Consider the following 24,326-nt stretch of genomic DNA (forward strand, 5'->3'; position numbering starts at 1 on the left):
CCAACCCCAACTGCGACGCTTCGTTCATGACTGTTGCTTCGGCGCGCTCGCCGTGTGGTGCAGCAACGCTCGCGTCGAACATGGGAACAGCAAACGCCGCAGTTTCATTCTGGGTCGGGAGGTGGAAGCCGCGGATGTCTAGCGTATCCGGGCGACGGCCTTGAGAATGGAATCGCCGTCGCTTGTGACATGAGGACGCGAACGTCCTGAAGCGAGGTTTTCCAGTGATATGAGTTGCTGCTCGAACAGCGTGTCGAGCTCGGCGCGGCCTAGATCAATCTGATCCGGCGAGGCCTTGATGAGCATTAAGGTAGCGAATTCATGGGGACTCAGCATATCGTCTCCTCGATTTGGTCTTTCTGCGCCGCGAGCATTAATTACCCTCTCCGCGCCGAATGGCGGCAAATGTTTCCTCGGCCTTTGCAAAGCACGTTCAGGAAATCCTTACCGAGACGTCATCATAACCGCTCAATTGTTAAATGCAATATACGGGATACTTTTTATGGGCACATCCATTTTGTCTGTTGAATATTTATGTGTATTGCATGACAGCGCGGTGTCGTCGCCAACGCCACCGCCGATCGCAGTGGACGCCCGGCTGGCAAGGCCCATCGGCTGATCCGGACTACACCCCAATGTTTGAATCAATGACTCAAGTAATGATGCCAGTCCATTTGAGGTCATTGGGCGAGTTTATATTTGAAGATTGTATTTATGGGCTAACGTCAATTTCAAGCGGTTATCCTTAGCCCGGCATTGCGAAATATTTATTACAGCGCGCTTGAATTTGCTACGCTGCCCACATTTGGATCAGCGCGAAGACTTAACAAGGTGACGCAGTGATCCTTCATCGAACAGCCTTCACAATCGGATTGACATGATCGGCGCACCATCGTGTCGGCCTTCGTGATGTGCATGGATGGAATCCTGAATGGCGCCTGATCCTGCCATTGGGCAGCCCCCACCGTGAGCGTGCCCTCGCGACCAGCAGTACCCGGCCATCACGGATACACAGCACCGTTGCCCTGTCTTTCATAGCAGTCTGACCTCTTGTGCGAGGCGCCGATTTTATGGCGACACGGACGATGAAGCACTGTCGCGCATGACTGCAAGCGGGTTCTCCGAGACCCGCGCGCGGCCGAAAGCCATGTCAGGCATGCGAGCCTGCAAGCACGGCAAGTAAATGGAGCATGCCATGACACGGACGTACGAATACAACGGGTTCAGCCTGCAGGTCGCAGTCGAATCCGATTGCCGCAGCCGCCCGGCAAAACGCGCGTCGGCACATCCGGGCTATGTCGCGGTCGTTCGGATTTGCGAGGCAGGCAGCGCAGTGCCCCGATTGTCGCAACTCAGACTGGGTGAAGCAGGCGGCCACCCGTTCGATAGCGAGGCCGACGCCCTGAATGGCGGGTACATCGCAGCGCGCACGATCGTGGACGACCTTTTAGGCCAGGACATTGCCGACTCCATCGTCATGCCATTGTGGCAGTCCCCGGTTACGCTACCTTCCCCGGGGTATTGCTGCCCCCCAGCGAACGCGCGAAACGGCCCGAAAAGGCGCCCCCCGCCGGGTGTGACTCTGGGGCGCCTGATCCAGAATCCGACCCGCTCCAGCGGAATCGACTGTGGTTCTACAAATGTGCAAGGAAGCCCCGGCAATCATCCAAGGGCTTCGCACCATCGTTGAGTCTTCGTGCCCCTGCTGTCCGGTTTTCAATCATCGAGGGCTTCGCGCTCAAGTCGCTCGCGCGAAACGTGGCGTACATCCGTGCCCTTGACAACATAAATGACGAGCTCCGCCAGATTCTTCGCGTGATCCCCGATCCGTTCGATGGCCGATGCAATGAACAGGTAGTCGAGCGCAGAAGCGATGAGGCGAGGATTCTCGGCCATGTACGTTGGCAGCTTGCGCACAAAAGCGCGGTAAAGGTCATCGATCGCCTCATCCTCGCGCATGATCCGGGCTGCCGCAACCGTATCGAGTCGGGCGAATGCAGCGAGCGCGTGATGGAGGATGGTTGCCGCCATCTGACCGGATGACTGGATCTCGGCAGTATTGACGTTCCTGCCTGCACCGTCATTCGCGATTCGTCGCGTCCGCTTCGCGATCTTGCGTGCCTCATCGCCGGCGCGCTCGAGATTGGTAATGCCCTTTGAGATGGCCATCAGTCGACGCAGGTCGGATGCGGCGGGCTGGCGTCGCGCGATGATGTTGCCGCACTCGGCATCGATCTCGACTTCCATCGCATTGAGTCGATGCTCCTCATCAACCACCTTCTCGACCAGGCCCATGTCGAAGCGGCTGAGCGCCTCCATCGCATCGGTCAACTGTGATTCAACCAGTCCCCCCATCTCGAAAAACCTCGACGACAGGTGTTCAAGGTCAGCGTCGAACCCGCTGGAAATGTGCTTGTCTGGCATTGAAAACTCCTCTTACCCGAAAGAAGATAAACTGTTTGTACGATTTGTCAAACCTGCGCAAAATCATGAAGCCACAGGCCACCAGGAACAGAAGCGGCAAACGACCGTATGTGCACACGGCTGCAGGTGGCAATAAGGCAGCTGCTGGCAAGGAGGCGGTTGATACGACGAAGGTTCGACGTTCGGCGACGAAGGCGAAGACCCGGAAGGCAACGCCCGTTGAAGAGCCTCCCCCGCGCGTCGCCGGGCACGGCAGGGAGCACGTCAAACGGGAAAAGGTCGTGCGGGACACCTTCACGATGCCGAGGTCGGACTACGAAAAGATCGCGGCGCTCAAACAGCGGTGCCTCGATGCGGGCGTCGCCGTGAAAAAGAGCGAGCTCGTGCGGGCGGGCCTGCTTCTGCTGGAGTCTGAACCAACGAAACGCCTTCTCGCGGCCGTCACGGCGGTCGAGCCGGTCAAGACTGGCCGGCCACCAAAATCGAAGTGAGCCGCGTGCGGGGCCTGATAGTCGCGCCATATAGCGGCAAAACCCGGGGCTTGCGAGAGGACCTCGCGCTTACCCTGTCCCGGCTCCGGGGCTCAGCCGGTAATGGTTCAGGTCCGATGCGAATGTGCAGGTAAGGCGCGACGCGCCCGCACGAAGAGTCACATGACCAGTCGTTCGGCACGGAGGGCCCTGAATCATGACATTGACGTTCACGCTGATCGACCTGGCCGGATCCGTTGCGCTGCTCCTGTGGGGTACCCACATGGTGCAGACCGGCATCCAGCGCGCGTTCGGTGCCACCCTTCGCTCACTGCTCGGTCGGACGCTACGCAGGCGACTCGGCGCCTTCCTGGCCGGGATCGGCGTCACCGCAGTATTGCGGAGCAGCACGGCGACCGGACTCATGACGGCCGGTTTCGCCGCCGGCGGCCTGGTCGATCTGGTCCCCGCGCTCGCCGTCATGCCCGGCGCGAACGTCGGCACGACACTGATCGTGCAGGTGCTGTCGTTCGATGTTGCAGCGGCCTCGCCAGCGGTGATACTCGTCGGCGTGCTGATGTTCCGGAAGGCTTCAAACACACGGGCACACGATCTGGGCCGCGTCCTGATTGGCCTGGGCCTGATGCTGCTCGCGCTGCACCAGTTGCTCGGGCTGATGACGGACTACGAGGACGCGCCCAGTCTGCGCATGCCGCTGGGCGCCGCATCCACCGTGCCGCTGATGGATGTGCTGCTGGCAGCGGGTCTGACCTGGGCGGCGCATTCGAGCGTGGCGATCATCCTGCTCATCGTGTCGCTGTGTGCGCAGAACGTGGTGCCGCCCGAAGCCGCATTCGCACTGGTGCTGGGCGCGAATCTTGGCACTGCAATCAACCCGCTGCTGGAGGGGGCCACCGCGGGTGATCCGACGTCGAAGCGGTTGCCGGTGGGCAATCCGCCCTCGCGGGCCGTGGGCGTTGTGATGGCGCTCGCCGCGCTCGGGCCGCTTGGCCGGCTCATGGTCACGATCGCACCGGACAATGCCCGGTGGTGGCCGATTTTCATACGATGTTCAACCTTGTGCTTGCCTGCCTGTTCCTGCCGGTGCTGTCTCCGTATCTCGCAACGTCAGGCCGCCAGCGTTGTGCTGCCGGCGGCACTGAAGCTCGCTATCAGTGCCCGTTCACGGCATCCTTGAACGCCTTGCCCGCCGTGAATTTCACCGTCTTCGCGGCCGGGATCTGGATTTCGGCGCCAGTCGCCGGATTGCGGCCCACCCGCGCGGCGCGCGCGCCCGTCGAAAACGAACCGAAGCCGACCAGTTGCACCGTGCCGCCCTTCGTCACTTCGCCGGTGATCGCCGCGATCACCGCATCGATCGCCTCGCCGGTTGCCGCCTTGCTCTCGCCGGTCTTCGCGGCGACCGCATCCACCAGTTCCTGCTTGTTCATTGTTTTTGCCTCGTTGTGGTTGAAATCCCGTCACCCTACCCGATCGACGCACCGCCGCGCAATTGGCGCGCAACAGCGCAGCCCTCGGCCAGCCAATGCAACCCACTATCTTTAGCCGTGTATGCGTTCCGGTCCTGTCTGTCGCGTGAGGACTTTGCACGTGCAAAGTTCGGCGGCTCAGCGAAAGGCCAAAGGCTTTGGTTCTGCGCCGCAGACGTCCGCTGACTTTTCGGACGTTCCAGCGTCAAAGCTGCACAGCCCGCCAAGGCCCTCCGCCTTTCTGCGTCCGCGCTGGTCGTGCCTGTGTGTCCACAAATCCGGTCGCCTTCGGCCTCGCGCCCAGATCGCCCTCGCGTGCTCCGCAAGTCCTCGTGCCATATGACCGGGTACAGTCGGCGCCCGCTCGCGGCACGGCTGAAAAACCCCGCCGCGTGCCGGCGCAATGACTATGACGTAGTTGTGGTCCGTGCTAGCGATACCCGACCGCAAAACGGGGCAAGGCGGGGCTGGCGGGAGACTGGCCGCCCGTCCTTGCTCCGCCAGAACCGGGTCCGCGAAGGTGCGGGCCATTTTTTTTCGCCCTTCCAACCCTGATACTCCACGTATCAGGGTTACGTTTAATGGTGTTAACTTGTGATCCACCACATCAGTCACGGAAATTTGCTGGTCGATGTCGCCTTACGCGGACAGCAACGCTTCGATTCATTACGTAGCGTTTGATACGTTTAGCATTCGAATCAATACAAACGAGCGAACGAGCGTGGTGCGCAACGTCCGGTCGATGGAAAACGCGCTGATGAAACGCGCCTGGCTAGAAATGGCGCCGCTTTTCGTGAAACATTCCGACCAAAATCGCTGTAAAGCCCCGCTCTATCTGGTTTTCCGTCCGCCCCCCTTTAACTGCCGAGTGTTTCACGGTCGTGCATCGGGATGCAGATCTTCGTCATGCCGCAGCACGAGCATCGCCGACCGGCGCGGCTGGCGACCACTTCTCGCACGTCGGCATGGAATGGCGACCGGTTCGCCGGCCGTCGCGCCCATCTTGGTCAGCGTCTGCGGTGCACTGACGTCGCGATTGTGCGGCAACTGGCCTCCACCACGCCCGCATGCGGCTACGTCGAACAACCGGACATTACCGCCATAATGTCCGCTAACTTGTATGGGGCTTATACAGCCCTCACTCAAATTAGCCGAGGGTTTACCCTTAAACTTCGGAGCATCGGTGGCCACCGTTCACCGCGACTTCGACGGCGTGCGCATCGAAGGAACACAGTATTCCGTCTGAGTTCATCGCCCGAGTGTGCCGCCACCCAGCGATCGGCATTGCCGTGGCAGTCTGCCGGCACCGGTTTCCAGCCGGGCAGCAGTGGCGGCTCCTGCCCGCACCGCGAGCACCTCCCGTCGGCGCAAGGCGGTGCCGAGTTCGGCGTACTGCGGATCGTCCCCAGCGTCAAAAAACGCCCACCGGCCGTCGTGCTGGAGCACTGCCAGGGGGATCGCTTCGGCAGGCGCGACCGTCAAGCACGGCGCATGCATCGGCCAGCAACGCGGTATGAGCGTCCCGCCCTCCCCGCAACCGTCGGCTGGCATGCTCCGCGCACTGCTCAACACGCTAGTGGGCCAGCTGCCGGCCGGGCCGGTGTACGTCGACCGGTGCCAGCCAGCGATGAGCGCGCCGGCCGCGGTGCGCACCAGCGTATGTGCGACGAGCCGGTGGGGCAGGTCCGCGAACGGCTCATGCAGCCAGCCGCGCACGGCCACACGACGTGACGCTGTCCGCGCGCCGCAGCCGCTCCGTTCTCTGAATTATTTAGGGTCGGACTCCTATTTTTCTCGTTCCTCCGCTGCCCTCTACCCTTCCCCGTGCTGGCCCTACCGGTCGTCGTCGTGGACGAATTCCTGATCGTCGCGCACGACGATTCACCCAACGCAGAAGCCGTTGCCGCGCCCTATGCTACGGGCTTTCCGGAGGACATGACATGAGCGCGCGCGATACCTTGCCGCTTCAGCGTGAAGGCGGCGCCGCCGCCCGCGCCGGCACGCCTGCGAATCGGTAGGAGAGCCCGGTCCTCCCACCAGCCATGACCGGCGAGGAGATCGTCGCCCGCTGGCTGACCGCCAAGGCAACCGGCCGCGGGCGGCTGGCCACCACTAGCTGGCGCAGTACAGGATCAAGGCGGAGCGCCTCTTCTGGTATGCCCGGCAGACGGGCGCGCCGACTTCCGCGTGGACCCTAGACGACTTCGCCGGCTTCATCGCCTTCCTGCAAGCGGCCGGCGCCGTGTGCCATCCGCACGCGCGCAGTCCGGCGCGGTTCACCGGACTGGCCGCCGTTCCTCGGGCCGCTCACTGACCGCTCGTCCGGCCAGGCCCAGAAAATCGTCACGTCTCTGTTCGAGTGGCCGCGCAACGTCGGCTACCTAAAGATCAATCCCGCCGTCGGCCGGCGCATACCAGGATAGCAGGTGCGATTCGCGCCTCCCGACTTGTGCACCCTGCCGTGCGACGCAATCGACAGCCGCGCAGAAGGCACCCGCCCAAGGGAACTGCTCAAGGCTGGCGACCGGTTTCTGGTGGAACCGTTCTCGCGCACGGGGCTACGCACCACCGAAGCGGTGAAGTGCCGGATGCACCATGTCGAGATCCACCGTGTTTCCGGGGTGTTGCGCCGGGAATTCCCGGACGCACCCGAGTTCCAGTGGCTGCTCCATGTGGAAAGTGGCAAGGGTGGCAAGGAACGCTGGGTACCGTGTAACGAGGGCGCCCTGTCGCTACCGGCTCGCCTTCAGTCTGCCGCCCGTCCCGGCGCCGGGCGCCCCTCTGCCGCTGGTGCTGTCGGCCCGCCGTACCCGCTTTGGTCAGTGGAAGGGCGTCCGGCACCGCGTGGCGATCTGGGACGCGATCACCGGCCAGTGGGATGAAGCCTTCGCGCATGCCCGGGCGACCGGGCGCGACGTCGACGAAAAGGAGCTGAAGCAGTTTGCCGGAGCCTCCACCCACTGGCGGCGGCACAGCTACGCGAAAGGGCTCCCAGAGGCGCTCAAATACGGGCTTGACGCCCGATCGGCGCTCGAGAACATGGGCCACGCCGATCAACGGACCTTCAACTAGTACGTCGACGAGCCGCTGAAGCGCGCGCTTGCAACGCACCTGGCACGCGAACGCGCGACCCGCTAACAGTCGACATACCGCGACTATCGGGCGCCGCCGTGCCGTGAAGGCCCTTGTCAGCGCGATTGGCGTGGCGGACACTGACGGCACGTAGGGCGCTCACCAACGCCGCTCGCCAGTGCTCCGCCGAAACACGGGGCGTAGCGGCGCGCCAGTCACGAACCATCATTGATGCGGAGTCCCTGGCTGATCCCAAGTCGACTCTCGACCGGTTGTGCACTCGCTTGTGTTTGGGCCTCTTCTGGGCTCACTTCACCCACTTGAAGCAACACCTTAAAGGGGGACGAGGCAGAAGCCCCGTTTGGTAGAGATATTCATGTGCCGAGTCGTTTGCGCGGACGCAGAAATAGTCTAACCACCGCGGCCACGCGCCTTCAGGGTGCCCAGAACCGCCAGCGCCAGATCCGATGCCGTCGACAAGAATCTGAGCGCGCGGCAAGTAAACGCTCTGGGTGTTCATAGTTCGGCCTAAACGGTCGCTGATTTCTCAGCGGCGCAAGATTCAAAAGCAGCTTGTCGCTTGGCAGTTTTATTGATACGCCGACGGCAGTTTGAATGTGTCAGTAATACTGACACATCCTCCAAACCGGCCGGTCCACAGCTTCAGTTCTGTGCTGCTCGCTAGAGTGTCAGTATTACTGACACCGAGCATAGCCTCGACTGGATATAAAAATGCCCGCTCGAAGCGGGCCTTTCTATGCGGGACACGCCTGACGTTCAGCGAGGCTCACCCTTGTACAGCTCACTAATGAGCTGCCGTATTCGAGTCTCCTGCGCCTCGTTCAAGGACCCGGTCTTGATTTTGACCGTGAAATTGTTGACGTCCTTGGTAATACTTCCAGCTTGGTCCTTGCCGGCGAAAAACTTCTCAATGAGGCGCTCCCGAGCCGCCGTCCCGGTCGCGCGACGTGTGACCATGGCGACAATTGCCGGAGCGAATTTGCCTTGAGCCAACTCGCCTTTCACAACGTCTGGCCACAGTTCTCGCGCTGCCAATTCGGCGTCCGCCCCGTGTTTCTTCAGAGCAGAAACAACCTCCTCAGCAGCGTTGCAGCCGAGAAGACCAGGCTGCAAATCGAGGTCGTTCTTGATGAAGTCAGGCAAATTTTGAAACGCGAGAAACTGGTACAGGCCAGTGCGTGACAGGCCAAGTGATTCCGCCAACCGCTTGCGGCTCGGAAACTCAGTCTCAGACCGCCGGATGGAGATGGCCACCTCATAGTCAGACAGGTCGTCCCGTCCCAGATTCTCGACAAGCGCCAAGACAATCATGTCCTGGTCGGAGCATTCGATCACTACTGTCTTGATGTTCTCAAGCCCGAGCATCTTATGTGACCGCCAGCGGCGTTCCCCGGCGACAATCTGGTACGCCGACTCGACGCGCCGAACAACGATGGGCTGCATTAGCCCCACTTCTCGAATCGATTCCGCCAGCTCAGACAGTTTGGCTTCATTGAATACTCGCCGTGGCTGCCAAGGATTCGGGACGATGGCGGAAACAGGCAATTGCGACGACGTGCCCGTCGACTCCAGTTCCTGCACCCTTAATTGCGCGGCCGCCAATGCCCCGGCCATACCCGGCGCGGTCTCTGTGCGACTCGCGCGCCGGCCGGCGTCGGGGGTTCTTTCCGCTGTCGACCGAAGACCGGCGGTCTTGGCCAGCATCTGGTCACGAATATTGCCGTTGCTCATTGTGCTGGCCTCCATTGTTGGACGAACATGTCGTCAACCCATTGGCAGTAGTCGACGAGCGGCTGTCTTACCCGCGCCAAGGACTTGGCTTGGCTGTGTGAGCTGCTGATGTCAAATACGGTAGTGAACGCGAGCGCGCCCGAACTCATCACGGAACTAGCTGGAACCTCGAACTGCGACAGCCAGTGCCGGTAAGCGCCCTGCGCCCAAGTGCGTACGACAGGAGCCGCGGAAGTGGTGCTGTAATTCACACGAGTCAGCAAGACGGACACGAAGTCATACTTTTTGTTGGATTCGTATTTGATAAAGGACTTGGCAACGTCGGAGAAAAGCCGCCAGAACGAAAGTGAACTAAAAAAGTCGAGATTCTCCGGGACCATGGGCATCACCATCGCGTCCGCGGCTAACAGAGCATTCAGATTCAGGTACGAAAGAGAAGGCGACGTGTCGAGAATGATGTAGTCGTAGTGCTTGCGCAAAGGCGCAAGCCCGTCGCGCAGCACCTGCCAGAATTTGAAGCCGGGAATCTTCATCTGCATTGCTGGAAGGTGATACTCGGCGCCGACCAGCTCAGTATGAGCGGGGATGATGTCTAGCCCATCCCAATAAGTCTTCTGCACTTTCGCCAGCAGGCCGCCCTCTACCTTCTGGTCATAGATATAAGGGAGCACCGTGTCGTCAGCAAAGACTTCCTTCTCGGCATACAAGCCACACAGCTCCGAAAGGGAAGCCTGGGGGTCGAGGTCAACTACCGCAACCTTTCTCCCGCGCAAGCTCAGCCCTTGGGCAAGACACATAGCTGACGTAGTTTTGGCCGAACCGCCCTTGAGCTGCGAGGTAACGACCACTTTGCCCTCAAAGTCACTCGGACCAACTACCAGCGGCGTCTGGTAAATGTTCGATACCTTCTGCACCCAGTTTCGAGCTTCAACCAATGTGAACAGCCGACTACGGCTTCGGCCAGTTCCCGTGGACTGCCCCTCCGGCAAGACACCGTCCCCCTTCGTTGCAAGGTATTGCACTTGCTGGCGCGTCAGCCCACACAGCTCGGCGACCTCACCCGTAGTGAACACCGGTGCTTCCTTACGCGGGCGCGGCGCCAGAATCTGGTCTCGCAATTCAGTTGCATAATCGGTGACGACGTCCGCGAAATCGGAGATTTCCTCAAGCGTCACGGTTCGGTCTATCGGCATCGGTTGACTGACATTGGCCATTTCTGAGTTTTCCCTGGAAATTGAAGCTAAACGGAGAATACAGGAAAAACGCAAAAACATGCTTGTTTCATCGCCTGAAATCTGAAGAGTCGCGCCTAAACCACTGTTTTCTATATGTTCAACGCCCAGCCCCAGCGACAGACGGCCAACGAGTCGCCGCCGCTACAGGTACAAAATCTCTCACCTTTGCCAAGCTACACGAGCCGAGGTGACCGTGTTCCGGTCGCGATGTAAGAAACGACGTAATCAGGCTGCTGCCGTAGTTGGGAAAAAACAGACATGTCGAGGCAGGAAAGCGGACCTGCGGCACGAGAATCGCGGCTCGACACCGCGGACATCTCACGTTCCCCTTTCACTAACCACGAACCAGAGCTATAGGTGAGAGATTGTGTACTCGGTTTGTCCGGTTGCCCATGTAACAGCTTATTGGGCACAAAGTTTCTCACCCTACCGATGCACGAAGGCTCCCCACGGAAGCGCACTTCCATTGGCCATCGCCAGTCCACTGAATAGGTGGGAGATTCTGTAGCGTACGCTCCTCGAGGAATCTCAAAGCAAGGCCACGCGTACAAAATCTCTCACCTTTCGTAGAGCAACTGCAGCTTGGTCCGTCCGGCATCTGTTTTAGCTGTTTTGGCCTCACTGCCAGCTTGACGACGCCCACTTTCATCCGCATCACGCGCTCTCAATCTCTTCGGGTCGGATTCCCCGGCGCTTGCGACGCAAGCCGATCGAAGATCGGCAGTTGGGAAAGCTGCAGTTGATACGGCGCCCCGTGGGGCGGGAGCTTGATTCGCGCGATGACCTGCGCCCCGGTTTGTAGGTTGTTTTATAAAAAAAAACCGACCTACAAACCAACAGGGAAAATCAGAATTCTTTAATATCAATAAGTTAAGGCGTGTAGGGTGAGAGTTGATGTGTCACAGGTGAGAGAAAATGTACCTCTCAGGTGAGAAATCTGAAGGGTAAAAGTGAGACTCGTTGGACCGGGAGGTGAGAGAAGGTGCAATAGCCCGTCCTGAGGTGAGAGATTTGGCGGCAGGTCTGTGGATAAACGGGCGGAACCCCGGCCGCACAGAGGTTTGAGCGCCACGTGTCTGAATTGGCGGTGAGACTTGTTGTACGGAAGGTGAGAGATGTTGTACCTGCGGTCGTCGACGGCGCGAAAGGTGAGACGCATCCATTGACATCTCACCTTTATATGCTTAGAGTCTGCTGAAATTTTGGTAGAAGAATAGCTGCATTTTTCAGGGAACATGCATGGCCAGCAGCGTCGAACGGCGAGTGACCCCGCTTCAATATGCGCTTGACCTTTTCGTCGAAATGGCGCCGACACGAGGGTCTATCAATGAGGCCGTCTCTGACAAGGATATCGGCTATCAAAAGAACCGGGTCTTTGCTCGCATTATTGGCCTCGGTCTATCCGCTAGGCGTTTCGTCGACGCCGCGTACTTTATCGTCGCGCAGGACCCTGAGATTCAAGAAGCCTACGATGTCACGCTCAGCTTTTTCAAATGGCTGATGCGCTATGACAGTAAAAACAAGAAGCATTTTTCCAGCGTCATTCGTAGCGTCAAATCTTCCATGCTCGAAGTGACAAGCGCCCCAGTCGTGTCCGTCGATTCGGCTGGACGGATGGTGGAAGAGTCCGTTGAAAGCGGTGGCGAAAAGGGCAGGGCAGTCGATGAAGAGGCGGATGACCAAGACTTGGTGGTCGAGAATGAGGATGGCGACTGGCTTGAGCTGATAGGCCGCGTCAGTGTCAGAAACGGTCGGATTCGATTCAGGGTGCCGGTTGAACTGCAACGCCTCATCAAGGACCCCGAGAACTCTTACTGGACTAGCCTGTTAATCACCTCGAGATTTACGCTCATCTATGCGCGCGCAATCTACGACCATGTCCTGCCTTTCGTTCCGCATGCGGTAACGGAGTGGCTGCCGCTGGACCTCGTTAGAAACCTGCCTGGAAAGTCATGGGCAAACAACGCTGAATTTAAATACTTCAAGCGTGATTACCTAGAGCCAGCCGTGAGCCAAATCAACGAGCTGTCTGACATCGAGCTGTCGTATGAAACCCGGGCAGGGACACCGGGTTCGCGAAAGAAAGACCAGATTCGCTTCAGGCTCAAGCGCAAGGAGGCAGCTGTGGCCTCCAAGGCGGATATGCTCAATTCGGTAGCGCTTTTCATGACGCTGCAGAAGGAATTCGCTCTGTCCGAAAAACAGTTTGAGACAATCGCGCAGAACCGGGCAGTGTGGACCGATGAGCGCATTCAACACGCCATCGAATACACCCGGTGGAGAATCCGACAGGGCGACAAGATTAAAACGGCTGCGGGGTACATGATGAAAGCCCTTTCGGACAACTACCGAGTGTCCGAAGCCGATAAGCAGGTTGAGTTGATTCAGGCTCAACTGGTTGACGCGGCGTCGGTTCAACAGGAGTCCAAGTCCGACATTCAAAAAGCAGTAGCGGCCAACTTAGCGGCAGCTAACGCCGCAGCCGAACAGCGTCGACACGAAGAGATCCGCCTCGCGCGCGAATACTTTGACACGGCAGACAAGAAGAAACGGGAGGACCTTGTCCGCAAGTTTGTCGCATCGAGCACGATGGGACTCCGGGCGATTGAACGTCAGATGCTTAGACCTGCCCAGGTAACAGAGGCGAACATCCTGACCTTTCCGGATATCGCCAATACCTTTGGCTCCTTTGTTGCCGGCGAACTTAGAAAAGCCGGACGTGTGCAACGCAAGTAGACGTAAAGGCGCACTAACTAGCCTTACTGGCTTTTGCGTTCGCTTCCGGCAGTTCTCGCTGAAGCGCCGGCGCTTCTGTCGAGTTTCGACCTGTGTCCCCAAGTACTCGCTCCGCCGGCCGACAGCAAGAGATTCAGCATCTGCTCGATTTTTTCCAGGTATGGCGCGATCTCCGCCACGTTGGGGATGTCAAGTCGAAGATAACGTTGGCCTTTGACCCTGCTTATCCTGACTCCGTTGGGCGAAGATCCTTTTTCGGTCGCAAGGATCGACAAAATCTCGCTTGTTGAGGCCCCCGACGATACCGAGTTCGATCGATTAACGATCTCGGCTTCTCCGAATTCTTTTAGTAGCTTTTGCAGTGTCGCTACATGCGAAAACGAGAGGGCTGTCTTTGTGGCAAACAAGGCGAGTACCGATTCAGGCAAGCGGGCCGCGCTAATCCTGCGCGAGATCTGGAATATCGAGACGCCTAGTTCCAAAGCCATAGCGGTCTGGCTTGGCCAGACATTTCGCTCAACCATGGAAAGATAGAATCGACCCATTTCTAAGATGGGCGCATGGTCCTGCTTCAGCCGCCGATGATACGCAGCCGCCGTGTGGCGAGTCAGAACGTCACGATGTGGAAGATTATTTATTTCCAATTTAGGCCTTGGCTGCTGTGTCAACTAAAAAATATGGGCCAGCGCCACGGGTGCTGGCCGGAGTCGAAATGCTTCGCGAATTGCAGAGGATTATAAAAGCGCTTGGCCGGTGCTTACTTTCTGGCCCCCCGTGCCAAGCAGAAGCAGGCGCGAAATCTCGGCATCCGTCCACTACTCGTTCCACGATCCGCTGCCAGGTTTCTAAACTTGCAGACTTCCCGCTTATCTGCACCGCCTTAAGATCCTCCTCGCTGCAACAAAGCAGAACGACCAAGCCAAGACATCAGGGCGCGGATGTGCAGCCGAATGCAGAGGGGCACCCATGCGCCGGGCTTTTGTGGCGCGTTGTAACTCGGCGAGTCTTGTTGTCACTATTGATTCGTAACAATCGGCCCCGACGGGTCGGTATGCCGCGGTCGTTTATTGCAAAATCAGCAAAAGGAGTCTGAACCGGTTCAGACACCCGTCACCGGCGTCGCAGCACCCAATGGGCGGACTAAATCTTTGAATGCACAACAATTTCTCTTGGTCTTCGTCTCGAAGATGGCGCGAATTCCCCTAGTTTTGCACGTGCAAAATATTTTTCAACGGGACCACTCTCAAGTGACCTTACACGGCTCTCACCACGAAGTGACCCCTAAAAGCCGACGAAATACCGCAGCTTTGCGGGAAGTGTGTCTGAACCGGCTAAACCGTTGCGCTGCCAACCCCTTGAATGGTGGAAAGCGGACGTAAAACGCTCATCTTTCGCATGACCCGATTCCCCTCCGGACTGATTCAATTGAGTCGGCCTCAATGGATCGTTCGTCATGCGCTTATTCCGCAGCAAGAAACAGGTAGCTCTCTCCACCGCACCAGGCGGTTATTCCGAAGAAGATCCCGAAAAGATCATCTTCGACATGGGCACGCGCCTGCGCGTCGAAGCGAATCACTGGAAGACGTTCGCTTTCCTTCTTGTTTTCGTTGCAGGCGGGGCTGTCTACACGCGAAACCCCGCGCCGTCGGTGGTGAAATCGTATGGCGTCTCCTCTGACGTCAATGGACATCCTGTCGTCACGCAGCTGACCTCGTACAAGCCTGACGATCAGGCGATTCGCACGGCGCTGCGTGAAACCGTCGAGCGCTGGTTCACGATCGAGCCGGTGCTGACCGACGACATCCAGTCATCGCGCATGGCCCGCAACGTCAACGGCGTGAAGGCCATGATGACTGGGAATGCGCGCAACCAGTTCGCAGACTGGATCAAAGCCGACGCGCCATTCCAGGCGATCACGCTTAACCCTAAGCTCGTGCGGGAGCCACGCGTGACCAACGTCGCGCTGCTCGAAGACTCCACAGCGGTCGTCGAATTCAGCACGAGCACAAGCCAGCAGCCGACGGACAAGCCGGTCGTCCAGAAGTACGCGCTGACCTTCCGCTATCAGATCGTGCCGCCAGCGTCCGAAGATGCGCTCGGCTCGAACCCGTTCGGCCTGTTCTATCCGCTGTTCTCCATCCAGAAGACCCAATGATGATCGCCTCCCGCACGCTCGCCCTGTGGGTCGCCGCCTTTGCGTGCGCGGCCTCCGCCACGTCGCCCGTCTTCGCCGCGAGGAAAGGCGGCTCGCCGGCCTCTTTCGATCTTGCCACGGCGGTGAGCGATCCGATGAGCCCCGTTAATCCCTACAACGCCGGTTCAGACCCGGTGACCATGCCGGGCGACGCGCGCATGGCGGTGTTTCCGTACAGCCGCGACCAGATCTACCGGATCATGACCGCGCCGCTGAAGAACACCACAATCGAACTGGCGAAGGGCGAGAAGCTCACGACCGATCCAGCCATGGGCGACTCTATCCAGTGGGTGATCGATACCGATGGTGAAAACCACGTTTTCGTGAAGCCCGTGAAGCCGGGGCTCGTTAATACGCTGCACCTGACGACGAATTTCCGAGAGTACGACATGACGCTCGTGTCGTCTCCAATGGGCGGCCTGTTCTATCAGACGGTCCGCTTCAACTACCCTGGATCGGTCATGGCCAAGGTCCGCGCGCGCGAACAGGCCAGCGACGCCGGCGGCTTCCGAAGTGACGACGGCAGCGTTGGCACCGATTCCGGTCCGATTGGCGTTTCGCCGGACAAGCTGAATTTTGATTACTCGGTATCCGGCTCGGCCTCGTTCCGGCCTGAGACGGTATTCGACGACGGCAAGTCGGTGTGGCTGCGACTGCCCGCCGACGCACCCTTTGCGGTGCCGCTGGTCAAGGACCACGGCGACACCGTCAGCCCGAACTTCATCCGACGCGGCCAGTACATCGTGGTACAGGAGCTCGCGAGCGAGATCGTGCTGCGTGCGCCCAATGAAGAAGTGACGGTGAAGCGGCGCCGTCCGGGTCTGTTCGGCTTCTGAGGCTGACGATGAACCAGCAGAACGGACAGCAGAACGATCAATCGGGCGTACAGGCCGCCCTGTTCAAAGGCAAGTCGCCTCGTAACGCGCTCATTGCGGCGGGCCTCATCACGTCGCTGATTATCGGCGCGCTCGGTTTCTACTACCAGGTCAAGGAGAACGCCAAGGCCGACGAGGAAACCGCACTGCAGAAGAAGGCGAAGGCCGCCGAAGTGGTGGACCGGTCCAACAGCACGCAGGATCTCGACAAAACGATCGACGACCAGCTCAGTGCAGCGCACAAGCTGGCGGCGTCCGAAGCACGTGCGGCGGCAGCGGCGCGCGCTTCAGGCCAGTCGCCGGCTTCGGCGCCGGGCTCGGGCGCCGATCCGTCGCTGACAGCCGACGGCTTTCTCAACGATCAGGGCACGCAGTCGATGAAGGCGAAATCGGATGAGGACGCAATCTATGCCTCGCCTATTTTCAAGGCTGGCCTGAAGGTCAAGGATCCCGGCATGCAGCAGCCTAACCAGCTTGCCGGCATCCCCACGCCTGCGCAGGTCGCAGCGCAACAGGCTGCTGCGCAGCAGGCTGCGGCCGGCTCGGTAGGTGACCGGGTTGCGGCCGCGCTTTCCGCTGCCGGAGTCGGTGGTCAGCAGGGCGGCGCACGGCCCTATTCGACGCAGGATCATGACAGCACCTTCATGAAAAACGTCTCGGCGCAGTCGGAGAACGGGCGCGATTTTCCGCGTGGTGGCTTTGTGGGCCAGGCGCGCGGTTGCGTGCTGTCACCGCCACATCACATTGGCGTGCTCGCGACCGAGAAGCTGAATTCCGACCGCCCGGGCACGGCCGCACTCGTTGTCGAGCGCGACGTGTACGACAGCGTGCGTGGCGACTGCCTGATGATCCCGAAGGGCAGTCTCATCACCGCACCCTACAGTTCCGACATCCAGCCCGGCCAGGAAAGCATTCTTGTTGCTGCCAGCGAACTGCGACTGCCTAACGGCAAGCATGTGCCGCTTTATGGCGCACAGGGTGCGGACGGTGACGGCGCGGCGGGCTTCTCGGGCGACGTCAACAACCACTTCCTCAAGATCTTCGGGACCTCGTTTCTCGTCGCGATCCTGCTGCGTAAGTACGATGGCGGCGACACCAGCACGACGACCGGCCCGCTTGGCGTCACCCAGGTGGGCAGCACGGGCGGGCAGGTCGCCGCACAGACCGCGCAATCGATACTGGAGCGTTACAAGAACATCCCGCCGACGATCACCGACGATCCGGGCAAGCGCCGCTTCATGCTGAAGGTCAATCGCGACATCGTGCTGGAGCCGTACCGCGATGAATAAGCAACCTGCTGCGCGGCTCTTTCTCTGCACGCTGCTGTGCGCGACCGTGAACGTCGCGTCGGCCTCGACGATCGCCGAGGTGATCAGTCCCACGAACGTGGTGCTCGCGCACGGCAACGCGCGCGCGCTCGCCTCATTCGACGGGAAGCCCGTGGTCTGGTGCGGCCTGCGCGCATTCGAGTCGTGGGCGGCGCCCCTTGTTGGCCAGCCGGTCGGGAGCAGCCCGGACACCGGCATCACAGTATCGGTCGATGCCCGCGAGGTGCCGCTTGAGCGCCTGCTCGTGTCGAAAGGCTGGCTGCAGCCGGCAGCGCTCGATGACGAAGCGCAGGCGGCGATCGCGGAAGGGCGGGGCGGCTGGGCTTGCGCCAGCGTGACCGCGCCTTTCGAGCTGATGCACAGGACCGTCGATCCAAAGGTGCTGGCGGGCATCGCGCTGAACGAGTCGGGCCGCAACGGTCGCGCCTGGCCGTGGACGCTGAACATCGCAGGGCAGGGCTTTTTCTTTCGTACGCGCGAGGACGCCTATCGCGTTGTGCAGTCACTGATTGCCCACGGCCGCAGCGACTTCGACGTCGGCATCATGCAGATAAATTGGGGGTATCACTCCCACCGGTTTGCCTCGCCCTGGGATGCGCTCGCACCCGCGACGAGCATCCGTGTCGCTGAAGACATTCTCAACGAGAACTACAGCAAGACGCATTCGGTTGCGAAGGCGATCGCCTACTACCACAGCGCCAATCCGGTCCCGGGCCAGGCGTATCTCGCGCGCTTTGCGCGGCACCTCAACCAGATTCAGGCCGGACTATGAAGCACGCTGTTTCCCGCATCGTTTTCGCCTGCGCCACGCTGTCGGTGGTCCTGGCGTCGCACGCCGCAAACACTGACCCGTTCGATTTCGACTACGAGATCGCGGGTGGCATCGCCGAGCGCCCCGCGCTGATCTTCAACGACGGATCGAAGACGTACATCCAGCCTCGTGCCGGCCAGGTCATCACGGCAACAGGCGGTCATCAGGAAGGGCCGTATGTCGTTGTCGACGGCACACCGGAGACGATCACCTACACGGTCGCCGGACGCGCGGCAAGCGCACGTTGGACGAAGGCAAACGCGTTTATCGGTGCTGGCGCGCCCGGCCCGCTCGCATCGTTGCGCGACGACCAGCCCGCTGCGTTCGACGGTTTTACGAATCGACTGGTCCTAATCGGCACGCATGGGTCACTCGAGCCCGTGCGTGTGCTCAAAGCCACGATGCCTGTCGCGGCAGTCGTGAAAGCGCTCGCTCCGCAAGGCTGGACCGGATCGGCGCAGAAAGACGTGGATCTGACCGAAAGCAGCAGCTTCGCCACGCGCTCCGGCGAGAACTGGATGCAGGCGCTGGACCGCCTGCTGACGCAATGCGGTCTCTACGCCGACGTGGACTTCACGACGCGTCATATCCGCTTGCACCGGGACGCGCCGAAGTCGGGCGCGCTCAATTACGCTGCCGGCCAGAAATCGCAACCGGACGCAATCGCGCAGACGGTTGCGGCGCGGGAAGGCGCGGCAGGCGGATCGGCAGCCGGTGCGCCGTCAGCGTCGTTGCTCGCCCAGTACTTCGGCGCGCAGGCGATCCGGGACGGCGACGACACGCATACGCAGATCCGCTTTGCGGCGAAACCGGTGACGGAGTTGACGTTCAAGACGCTCGACGACCGTTCGCTGCACCCGAAATGGGACAACGACACCGGCGTCATGACCGTCGAGCGGGCCGAACGTATGCTGGTTTCCGACGGTACGCGCACGGTGGAGGTGGGCCGGTCGGCGGGCACGGTGTACGACTTTGACACGGCCAGTGCTGCCCATCTTGAGGCTGTGTTCGACCGCGACGGCCAGACGTACTTCAAGTTCGCCGACTCGGTCGTCCAGGTCCATGTGAGCGATGTGAAGCACCTCGGCTCAGGCGAGCAGAAGGGCCGCTACTACATGTTCAACGGCACGGCGGACCAGTTCATCGTCACGGCTGACGGCACCACCGTCAATGTCACGCGCCGTCACGACGTGAAGTATTTCGAGCGCCCCGCGCCGGCCACGACGTCCGCCACAACGGTGGCGAAATCGTGATGCGGACGACCCACGTCTTCGCAGGTGCCGTGGCTGCGCTCTGCGTGCCGCTCGCGCACGCAGACTGCCTCGACGACGCGGCCGCGTACCAGCATGTGAGTACGCAGCTCGTCCATGCGATCGCACAGCACGAGTCGGGCATGCGTGCGAACGCGGTGAACCTGAACAGCAACGGCACCGAAGACATCGGCCTGATGCAGATCAATTCGTCGTGGCTGCCCAGGCTGGCGCGCTACGGAATCCATCGTCAGGACCTCTTCAACCCATGCGTGAACGGCTACGTCGGCACGTGGATTCTTGCATCGAATATCCGGCAGTTCGGGCCGACGTGGAAGGCCGTCGGCGCCTATAACGCGGTCTCGACGCAGAAACAACTGATCTACGCAAACGCCATTTATCGCCGCCTGCAGCGGCTGGGGCAACAACAATGAATGTGACCATCGAACGAAATGACCGGGTGCGCATTTTCGCGCGCGTACTCGCCGCCGTACTGCTCGTCGCCGGGCCCGCATGGACGCGCGCGGCGACCGATCTCAATCAATCGCACGGCGGTGGGCCCGCGGGCGATGGCTGGCAGGTCCTGTCCGGTGTTCCGGCTGGCAATGTGTCTGGCGAACCTTTCGTCCCGGCTGCGGGCGCCTCGGCGTTGCCCCTTTCCACTGCACCCGCGTCGATGGCGGTGGCTCCCGTTGTACTCCCCTCTGCAACAGCGCCTTCCAGCGGTGTGCTCACGTTTTCTGTGTCGCCGGCGGACCGCAATCTGCGCAACGCCCTCGATCGCTGGTTGCAGACGCAGGGCTGGCAACTTGCATGGAAGGTCGACGACGATCTGCCGCTCGAATTCAACGCAACGTTCTCAGGCGACTTCACGTCCGTCCTCACGCAGGTGATGAAGGCCACCAACCATATGCGGGTGCCCACACGCGTATGCCGTCATTCGAACAACGTCATCCGCGTCGTGGCACGCGCGGCCAACTGTCAGGAGTAACCGATGCGCCACGCTTCGATTTTAAAGACTGCGATTGCCGCTGCGTGCTCGCTTGTTATTGCTGGCTGCGCTGTCACGCAGGGCGATGTGAACTCGGCCTACGACGCGGCGAATGGTGCGGCGAGTGCGGCCATGAACAATCTGCCTGGCTCGATGGCACTCGTTGAAGATGTGCCGACAGCGTTCCTCGGCGATCGCCTCGTGCCCGTCGCCTATGAAGCGACGCTGCCGGCGACGTTTCGCGAAAAGCGCATCACGATGCCGGCGAACCTCGACATCAACCAGATCGCTAATCTCGTTTCCGGCGCGACGGGCTATGCCGTTCACCTGAGCCCCGACGTTTTTGTGCCGCGTAGTTCACTGGTGCCACGTGAGGGTGCCTCGTCCACATCGGGCGGCGGCGCCGGCGGCAGCAGTTATGAAAAGCCGGTCTATGCGCAGGTCTTCGACGGATCGGCGGGCGAGTACCTGACCCGGATGACGCAGGATCTCGGCCTTGACTGGTCGTTCGATGGTTCGACCATCAATATCACGCGCTTCGTGACGCGGATGTACCAGATCGCCGCGATTCCGGGCAAGGTCTCCATCAAGTCGACCATGTCCAAGGGCATGGACACGTCCACCGGCAATCAGGCCAACGGCAGCGGTGGAGGCGGAAGCGGCGACACGGGTTCGTTCTCCGCGCAGACCTCGACCGGCCGTCAAGGTGAGTTCGACCAGATCCAGTCGATCACGGACGCACTGAACAAACTCCGCTCGCCGATGGGCCGCGTCAACGTCAATCCCCAAAGCCGACTGGTGATGGTGCACGACACACGCGAGGCCGCCGATGCGATGGGCAAGCTGCTCGCACAGGAAAACGCGGTATCCACGCGTCAGGTCGCGATCCGCGTGCGCACATTGCAGATTGCGCTGAATCGCGGTAGCCAGGCGGGTGCGAATGCCGATGTTGTGTTTAACGCGATTCAGGGTGGTCTTGCAAAGTACGCGATCACCTTTGTCTCACCCACGTCGCTTTCGTCCGGTGGTGGCACGCTTGGTATGTCGGTGCTGCGCCCGAATGCACCGTTCTCCGGCACCAATGCGGTCATCAACGCGCTGAACCAGTACGGTCGCACGGTGCAGGACAACACGCAGACCAAGCTGACGCTGAATGGCCTGCCGGTGTCGATCGCGTCGTTCCAGAGCGACGACTACCTGCGATCGACGACGTCTTCCGCAGGTAGCCTGACGGCAACGTCCGGTGGCGTGCCAGGTCTGAATCCGGGCACCGTGACGACCGGCGACTTCGTGAATATCCTGCCGTCGGTGAACGATCACAACCAGATCGTGCTGGCTTACTGGAGCGACAGTTCGAAGCTGAACGGCCCCTTCACCGAGAAGTCGGTCGGCTCTGGCCAGACCCAGCAGACGATCCAGCTCGCACATACGGTCGGCAGCAAGGACGATCAGATCGTCGCGCTCTCGGACGGACAGACGGTTGTGCTGTACGGGGAGATGACCGACCACGCTGACAGCACGACCAATGGCGGGATCGCCGGTATCACCGGGCTTTGGAACAAGGCAAAGACCTTCCAGGTCATCATGCTGACGGCTTCGGTCGTCCCGTCGATGTGAGCAGCGGCATGCACATTACCGAACCACTGCCGCGCGAAAAGAACGCGCGTCTCGTCTTCGGACTGGAGTGGCGCGCCTATCCATCGCGTCAGATGCGGGCCGAACGCCGTCGCTATGCCGATGATTTCGGCGCGACCCATTACGTCGAATACAGGATCGGGAAGGACGTCATCGGTGGCTTCTGTGCGCCAGAAATGGCGGAGATCAAGGGCGCGAAACTGTACTCGGCTGCCGCGCGCATCGCCCAGCATGACCGGGTCAAGGGCAAAGCCGCCGTGGTCGTTCTGCTGCAGGACGATCAGCGCGTGCACGTGGTCTTCGTGGTGCGCGGTGTCGTGCGCAGCGATGAGGTGCTCACAGTCCTGCAGGCACGGGACAGAAAGCTTGCCATCGAGCAGGAATGTCTGAAGCTGAACCTCCCGCTCACGACGCTCGGCTCTGGTCCGGCTGTAGGTGATGTTGACGAGAACTTTGGTGCGGCAGCGTTACTCGATGCGCGCAGAACCGCCCGGGTCGGCAAGGTCCCGGCCAGCGTTCCAACGATTGTGCCGGTCTTCGTCATCGGTGCCGCGCTCGTTTTCGGCGGGATGCAACTGGCCGACATCCTCAATCCGCCTGCGCCGCCCGCACCACGCGAACCGTCGTTCGAAGAAAAGTACGCGGCCGCTGTGCAGCAGACGTTTGCCGCAAAGATGCCGCGCGCAAATCTGCTCGCGCCGGCTCTGCTTGCGACGCTTGGTAACAGCGAGACGGTCGTCGCGGGCTGGGTGTTCGAAAAGGTGGTGTGTGGCACACAGGGCTATTGCGCGGAGACCCTGCGCCGGTATGGCGGCAGCTTCGATGATCTTCGCCAGGCGGCGCCCGAGGCGATGCGGCCGCTGCATTTTGATCCCGACGGTCTGCATGCGGGGGCGCGCGGCCCCCAGGTTCCTGCCGTCGCATTCGTGAGTGCCAGGGACCAGCGCACGTGGCTCACTGAACAGGGGTTGATCGACGCCTTGCAGACACCGCCACAACAGCTTTCGGCAAAACCGTTCGAGCTCGACAGCTACGGCTACACCGTGCACCTCGATCCCCCAAAACCGCTTCTCGCGGTCCCGATGGGCACAACCGATTCCCGCCCGGCGCAGATGATCCGCGTGGGCGAATGGACGATCAGCGGCTACCGATGGCAGTCGCCATTACTGGCGAGGCTTCCGTCGAACATGACGCTGGACACAATGACCGTCGAACTGAAGCTGGGAGAACCCGGCGCGAGCAGATCGCAAAGCGGCGGGACAAACATCCAGAACGGTATCCATTTCACAGCGAAGGGCAAATACTATGTTCTCAACTAAAAGCCTGCCGGCGCTTGCGTGCGCCCTGGTGCTTGCGTCAGGCGCGGCACATGCCCAGCCAAAAGCGACGCCGCCACATACGCAAACGGTCAGTTCGCACCTGCCCTCGGCAGATCTTGACCTTGGCGCAGAATCGCCGGCCAGCGGTGCATCCGCGCGCATGGGCGCAGCCTCACAGTCCGCACCCCCCCAGTCCGCAGCCCCACAGTCCACGCCCGTCGTCGGCGCGTCGGTGCCAGGGGAATCTCATCTCTCGATCGACGAGGCCGACAAGGTCACGCGATCGCAATTGCTGCGCCAACTCGTTGGCGGGTCAAACGTGGGAGCACCGACCGCGAGTGCCAACCCGGCGCAGCTTGTTCCTCCTGCGACTCCGGCCGTGGCCGCCCCGGTACCAAAGCTGGCGCCCGCACGGACACGTGCGGAACCTGTGCGTTTCGTCGGTGCATTCAGCGATATGAGCGGGCCTTCGGTTCTATACGAGTACCGCAACGCATCGTATCCAGCACACGTCGGAGCAAAGCTGCTCAATGGATGGACAGTCACCCGCGTCGATGGTTTTGTTGTCACCGTTGCGGAAGGGTCGGGCAAGGGCGCGCGCACGTGGACGGAAACGATCAGCGGTGGCACGCCAGCACAGGATACGCAGCAACCGGCGGTGATCGGGATGGCGGGTCGTGGATTGCCCGACCTGTCGGGTCCGCTGCCGCCGTCGATGCCTCTTTCCGCTGTTGGTCGCTAATT

19 protein-coding genes and 1 pseudogene are annotated in these 24,326 nt (G+C 60.8%); 14 read left to right on the top strand and 6 right to left on the bottom strand.

Annotated elements, in window-relative coordinates:
- Positions 1–138: 138 nt before the first annotated feature.
- A complete protein-coding gene (locus P3T25_RS27775; RefSeq protein ID WP_172167523.1) occupies positions 139–336 on the bottom strand; it encodes a hypothetical protein in 198 nt (65 codons plus the stop codon).
- Between the two features lie 1,380 nt (positions 337–1,716).
- A complete protein-coding gene (gene phoU, locus P3T25_RS27780; protein WP_429359901.1) occupies positions 1,717–2,424 on the bottom strand; it encodes a phosphate signaling complex protein PhoU in 708 nt (235 codons plus the stop codon).
- A gap of 35 nt (positions 2,425–2,459) precedes the next feature.
- On the opposite strand from phoU, the gene P3T25_RS27785 reads away from it, so the two are divergent.
- Positions 2,460–2,915, top strand: a complete 456-nt coding sequence (locus P3T25_RS27785) for a hypothetical protein (protein WP_429359903.1) — start codon at positions 2,460–2,462, stop codon at positions 2,913–2,915.
- Between the two features lie 196 nt (positions 2,916–3,111).
- Positions 3,112–4,019: pseudogene (locus P3T25_RS27790) on the top strand (Na/Pi cotransporter family protein); the annotation flags it as partial.
- Positions 4,020–4,066: 47 nt separating this feature from the next.
- Here the strand turns inward: P3T25_RS27790 and P3T25_RS27795 are convergent.
- Positions 4,067–4,345 carry an HU family DNA-binding protein gene (locus tag P3T25_RS27795; protein ID WP_429360102.1) on the bottom strand — a complete coding sequence of 93 codons (279 nt, stop codon included), beginning with the start codon at positions 4,343–4,345 and terminating at the stop codon, positions 4,067–4,069.
- Between the two features lie 2,883 nt (positions 4,346–7,228).
- On the opposite strand from P3T25_RS27795, the gene P3T25_RS27800 reads away from it, so the two are divergent.
- A complete protein-coding gene (locus P3T25_RS27800) occupies positions 7,229–7,456 on the top strand; it encodes a hypothetical protein (protein ID WP_429359905.1) in 228 nt (75 codons plus the stop codon).
- Positions 7,457–8,233: 777 nt separating this feature from the next.
- Here the strand turns inward: P3T25_RS27800 and P3T25_RS27805 are convergent.
- Together P3T25_RS27805 and P3T25_RS27810 are read right to left on the bottom strand one after the other, a co-directional pair.
- A complete protein-coding gene (locus P3T25_RS27805; protein ID WP_429359907.1) occupies positions 8,234–9,208 on the bottom strand; it encodes a ParB/RepB/Spo0J family partition protein in 975 nt (324 codons plus the stop codon).
- Positions 9,205–10,422 (bottom strand): AAA family ATPase, encoded by a 1,218-nt coding sequence (locus P3T25_RS27810; protein WP_035481676.1) that lies wholly within the window; start codon positions 10,420–10,422, stop codon positions 9,205–9,207. The genes P3T25_RS27805 and P3T25_RS27810 overlap by 4 nt, the downstream gene beginning before the upstream one ends.
- Positions 10,423–11,682: 1,260 nt before the next feature.
- Between P3T25_RS27810 and P3T25_RS27815 the strand changes: the two genes are divergently transcribed.
- Positions 11,683–13,179 carry a replication initiation protein gene (locus P3T25_RS27815; protein ID WP_429359909.1) on the top strand — a complete coding sequence of 499 codons (1,497 nt, stop codon included), beginning with the start codon at positions 11,683–11,685 and terminating at the stop codon, positions 13,177–13,179.
- Positions 13,180–13,202: 23 nt separating this feature from the next.
- On the opposite strand, the gene P3T25_RS27820 is transcribed toward P3T25_RS27815, so the two are convergent.
- Entirely contained in the window at positions 13,203–13,823 is a 621-nt protein-coding gene (locus P3T25_RS27820) for a hypothetical protein (protein ID WP_429359911.1), read from the bottom strand.
- Positions 13,824–14,632: 809 nt separating this feature from the next.
- Between P3T25_RS27820 and P3T25_RS27825 the strand changes: the two genes are divergently transcribed.
- The 10 genes from P3T25_RS27825 (at position 14,633) to P3T25_RS27870 (ending at position 24,324) form a co-directional block, all read left to right on the top strand.
- On the top strand, positions 14,633–15,334 hold the full coding sequence (locus P3T25_RS27825; protein ID WP_429359913.1) for a type IV secretion system protein: 702 nt from the start codon (positions 14,633–14,635) through the stop codon (positions 15,332–15,334).
- Positions 15,334–16,209 carry a TrbG/VirB9 family P-type conjugative transfer protein gene (locus tag P3T25_RS27830; protein ID WP_429360103.1) on the top strand — a complete coding sequence of 292 codons (876 nt, stop codon included), beginning with the start codon at positions 15,334–15,336 and terminating at the stop codon, positions 16,207–16,209. Before P3T25_RS27825 ends, P3T25_RS27830 begins: the two co-directional genes overlap by 1 nt.
- 8 nt (positions 16,210–16,217) lie before the next feature.
- Entirely contained in the window at positions 16,218–17,537 is a 1,320-nt protein-coding gene (locus P3T25_RS27835; protein ID WP_429359915.1) for a TrbI/VirB10 family protein, read from the top strand.
- Positions 17,530–18,348: a transglycosylase SLT domain-containing protein gene (locus P3T25_RS27840; RefSeq protein WP_429359917.1), complete on the top strand. Its 819-nt coding sequence runs from the start codon at positions 17,530–17,532 to the stop codon at positions 18,346–18,348. The genes P3T25_RS27835 and P3T25_RS27840 overlap by 8 nt, the downstream gene beginning before the upstream one ends.
- Positions 18,345–19,640: a TrbG/VirB9 family P-type conjugative transfer protein gene (locus tag P3T25_RS27845; RefSeq protein ID WP_429359919.1), complete on the top strand. Its 1,296-nt coding sequence runs from the start codon at positions 18,345–18,347 to the stop codon at positions 19,638–19,640. The genes P3T25_RS27840 and P3T25_RS27845 overlap by 4 nt, the downstream gene beginning before the upstream one ends.
- Positions 19,640–20,071: a lytic transglycosylase domain-containing protein gene (locus P3T25_RS27850; RefSeq protein WP_429359921.1), complete on the top strand. Its 432-nt coding sequence runs from the start codon at positions 19,640–19,642 to the stop codon at positions 20,069–20,071. The genes P3T25_RS27845 and P3T25_RS27850 overlap by 1 nt, the downstream gene beginning before the upstream one ends.
- Positions 20,068–20,628 (top strand): TcpQ domain-containing protein, encoded by a 561-nt coding sequence (locus tag P3T25_RS27855; RefSeq protein ID WP_429359923.1) that lies wholly within the window; start codon positions 20,068–20,070, stop codon positions 20,626–20,628. Before P3T25_RS27850 ends, P3T25_RS27855 begins: the two co-directional genes overlap by 4 nt.
- A gap of 3 nt (positions 20,629–20,631) precedes the next feature.
- On the top strand, positions 20,632–22,245 hold the full coding sequence (locus P3T25_RS27860) for a type II secretory pathway protein (protein ID WP_429359925.1): 1,614 nt from the start codon (positions 20,632–20,634) through the stop codon (positions 22,243–22,245).
- A 92-nt stretch (positions 22,246–22,337) separates the two neighbouring features.
- The gene (locus tag P3T25_RS27865) at positions 22,338–23,582 is read left to right on the top strand and encodes a hypothetical protein (RefSeq protein ID WP_429359927.1); all 1,245 of its coding nucleotides are present in this window, start codon (positions 22,338–22,340) and stop codon (positions 23,580–23,582) included.
- A gap of 232 nt (positions 23,583–23,814) precedes the next feature.
- Complete coding sequence (locus P3T25_RS27870; protein ID WP_429359929.1) at positions 23,815–24,324, top strand: hypothetical protein; 510 nt, start codon at positions 23,815–23,817, stop codon at positions 24,322–24,324.
- Positions 24,325–24,326 lie beyond the last annotated feature (2 nt).

Origin of the sequence: Paraburkholderia sp. GAS32, from assembly GCF_050434225.1 — a bacterium.
In the GTDB taxonomy this organism is placed as follows: domain Bacteria; phylum Pseudomonadota; class Gammaproteobacteria; order Burkholderiales; family Burkholderiaceae; genus Paraburkholderia; species Paraburkholderia madseniana.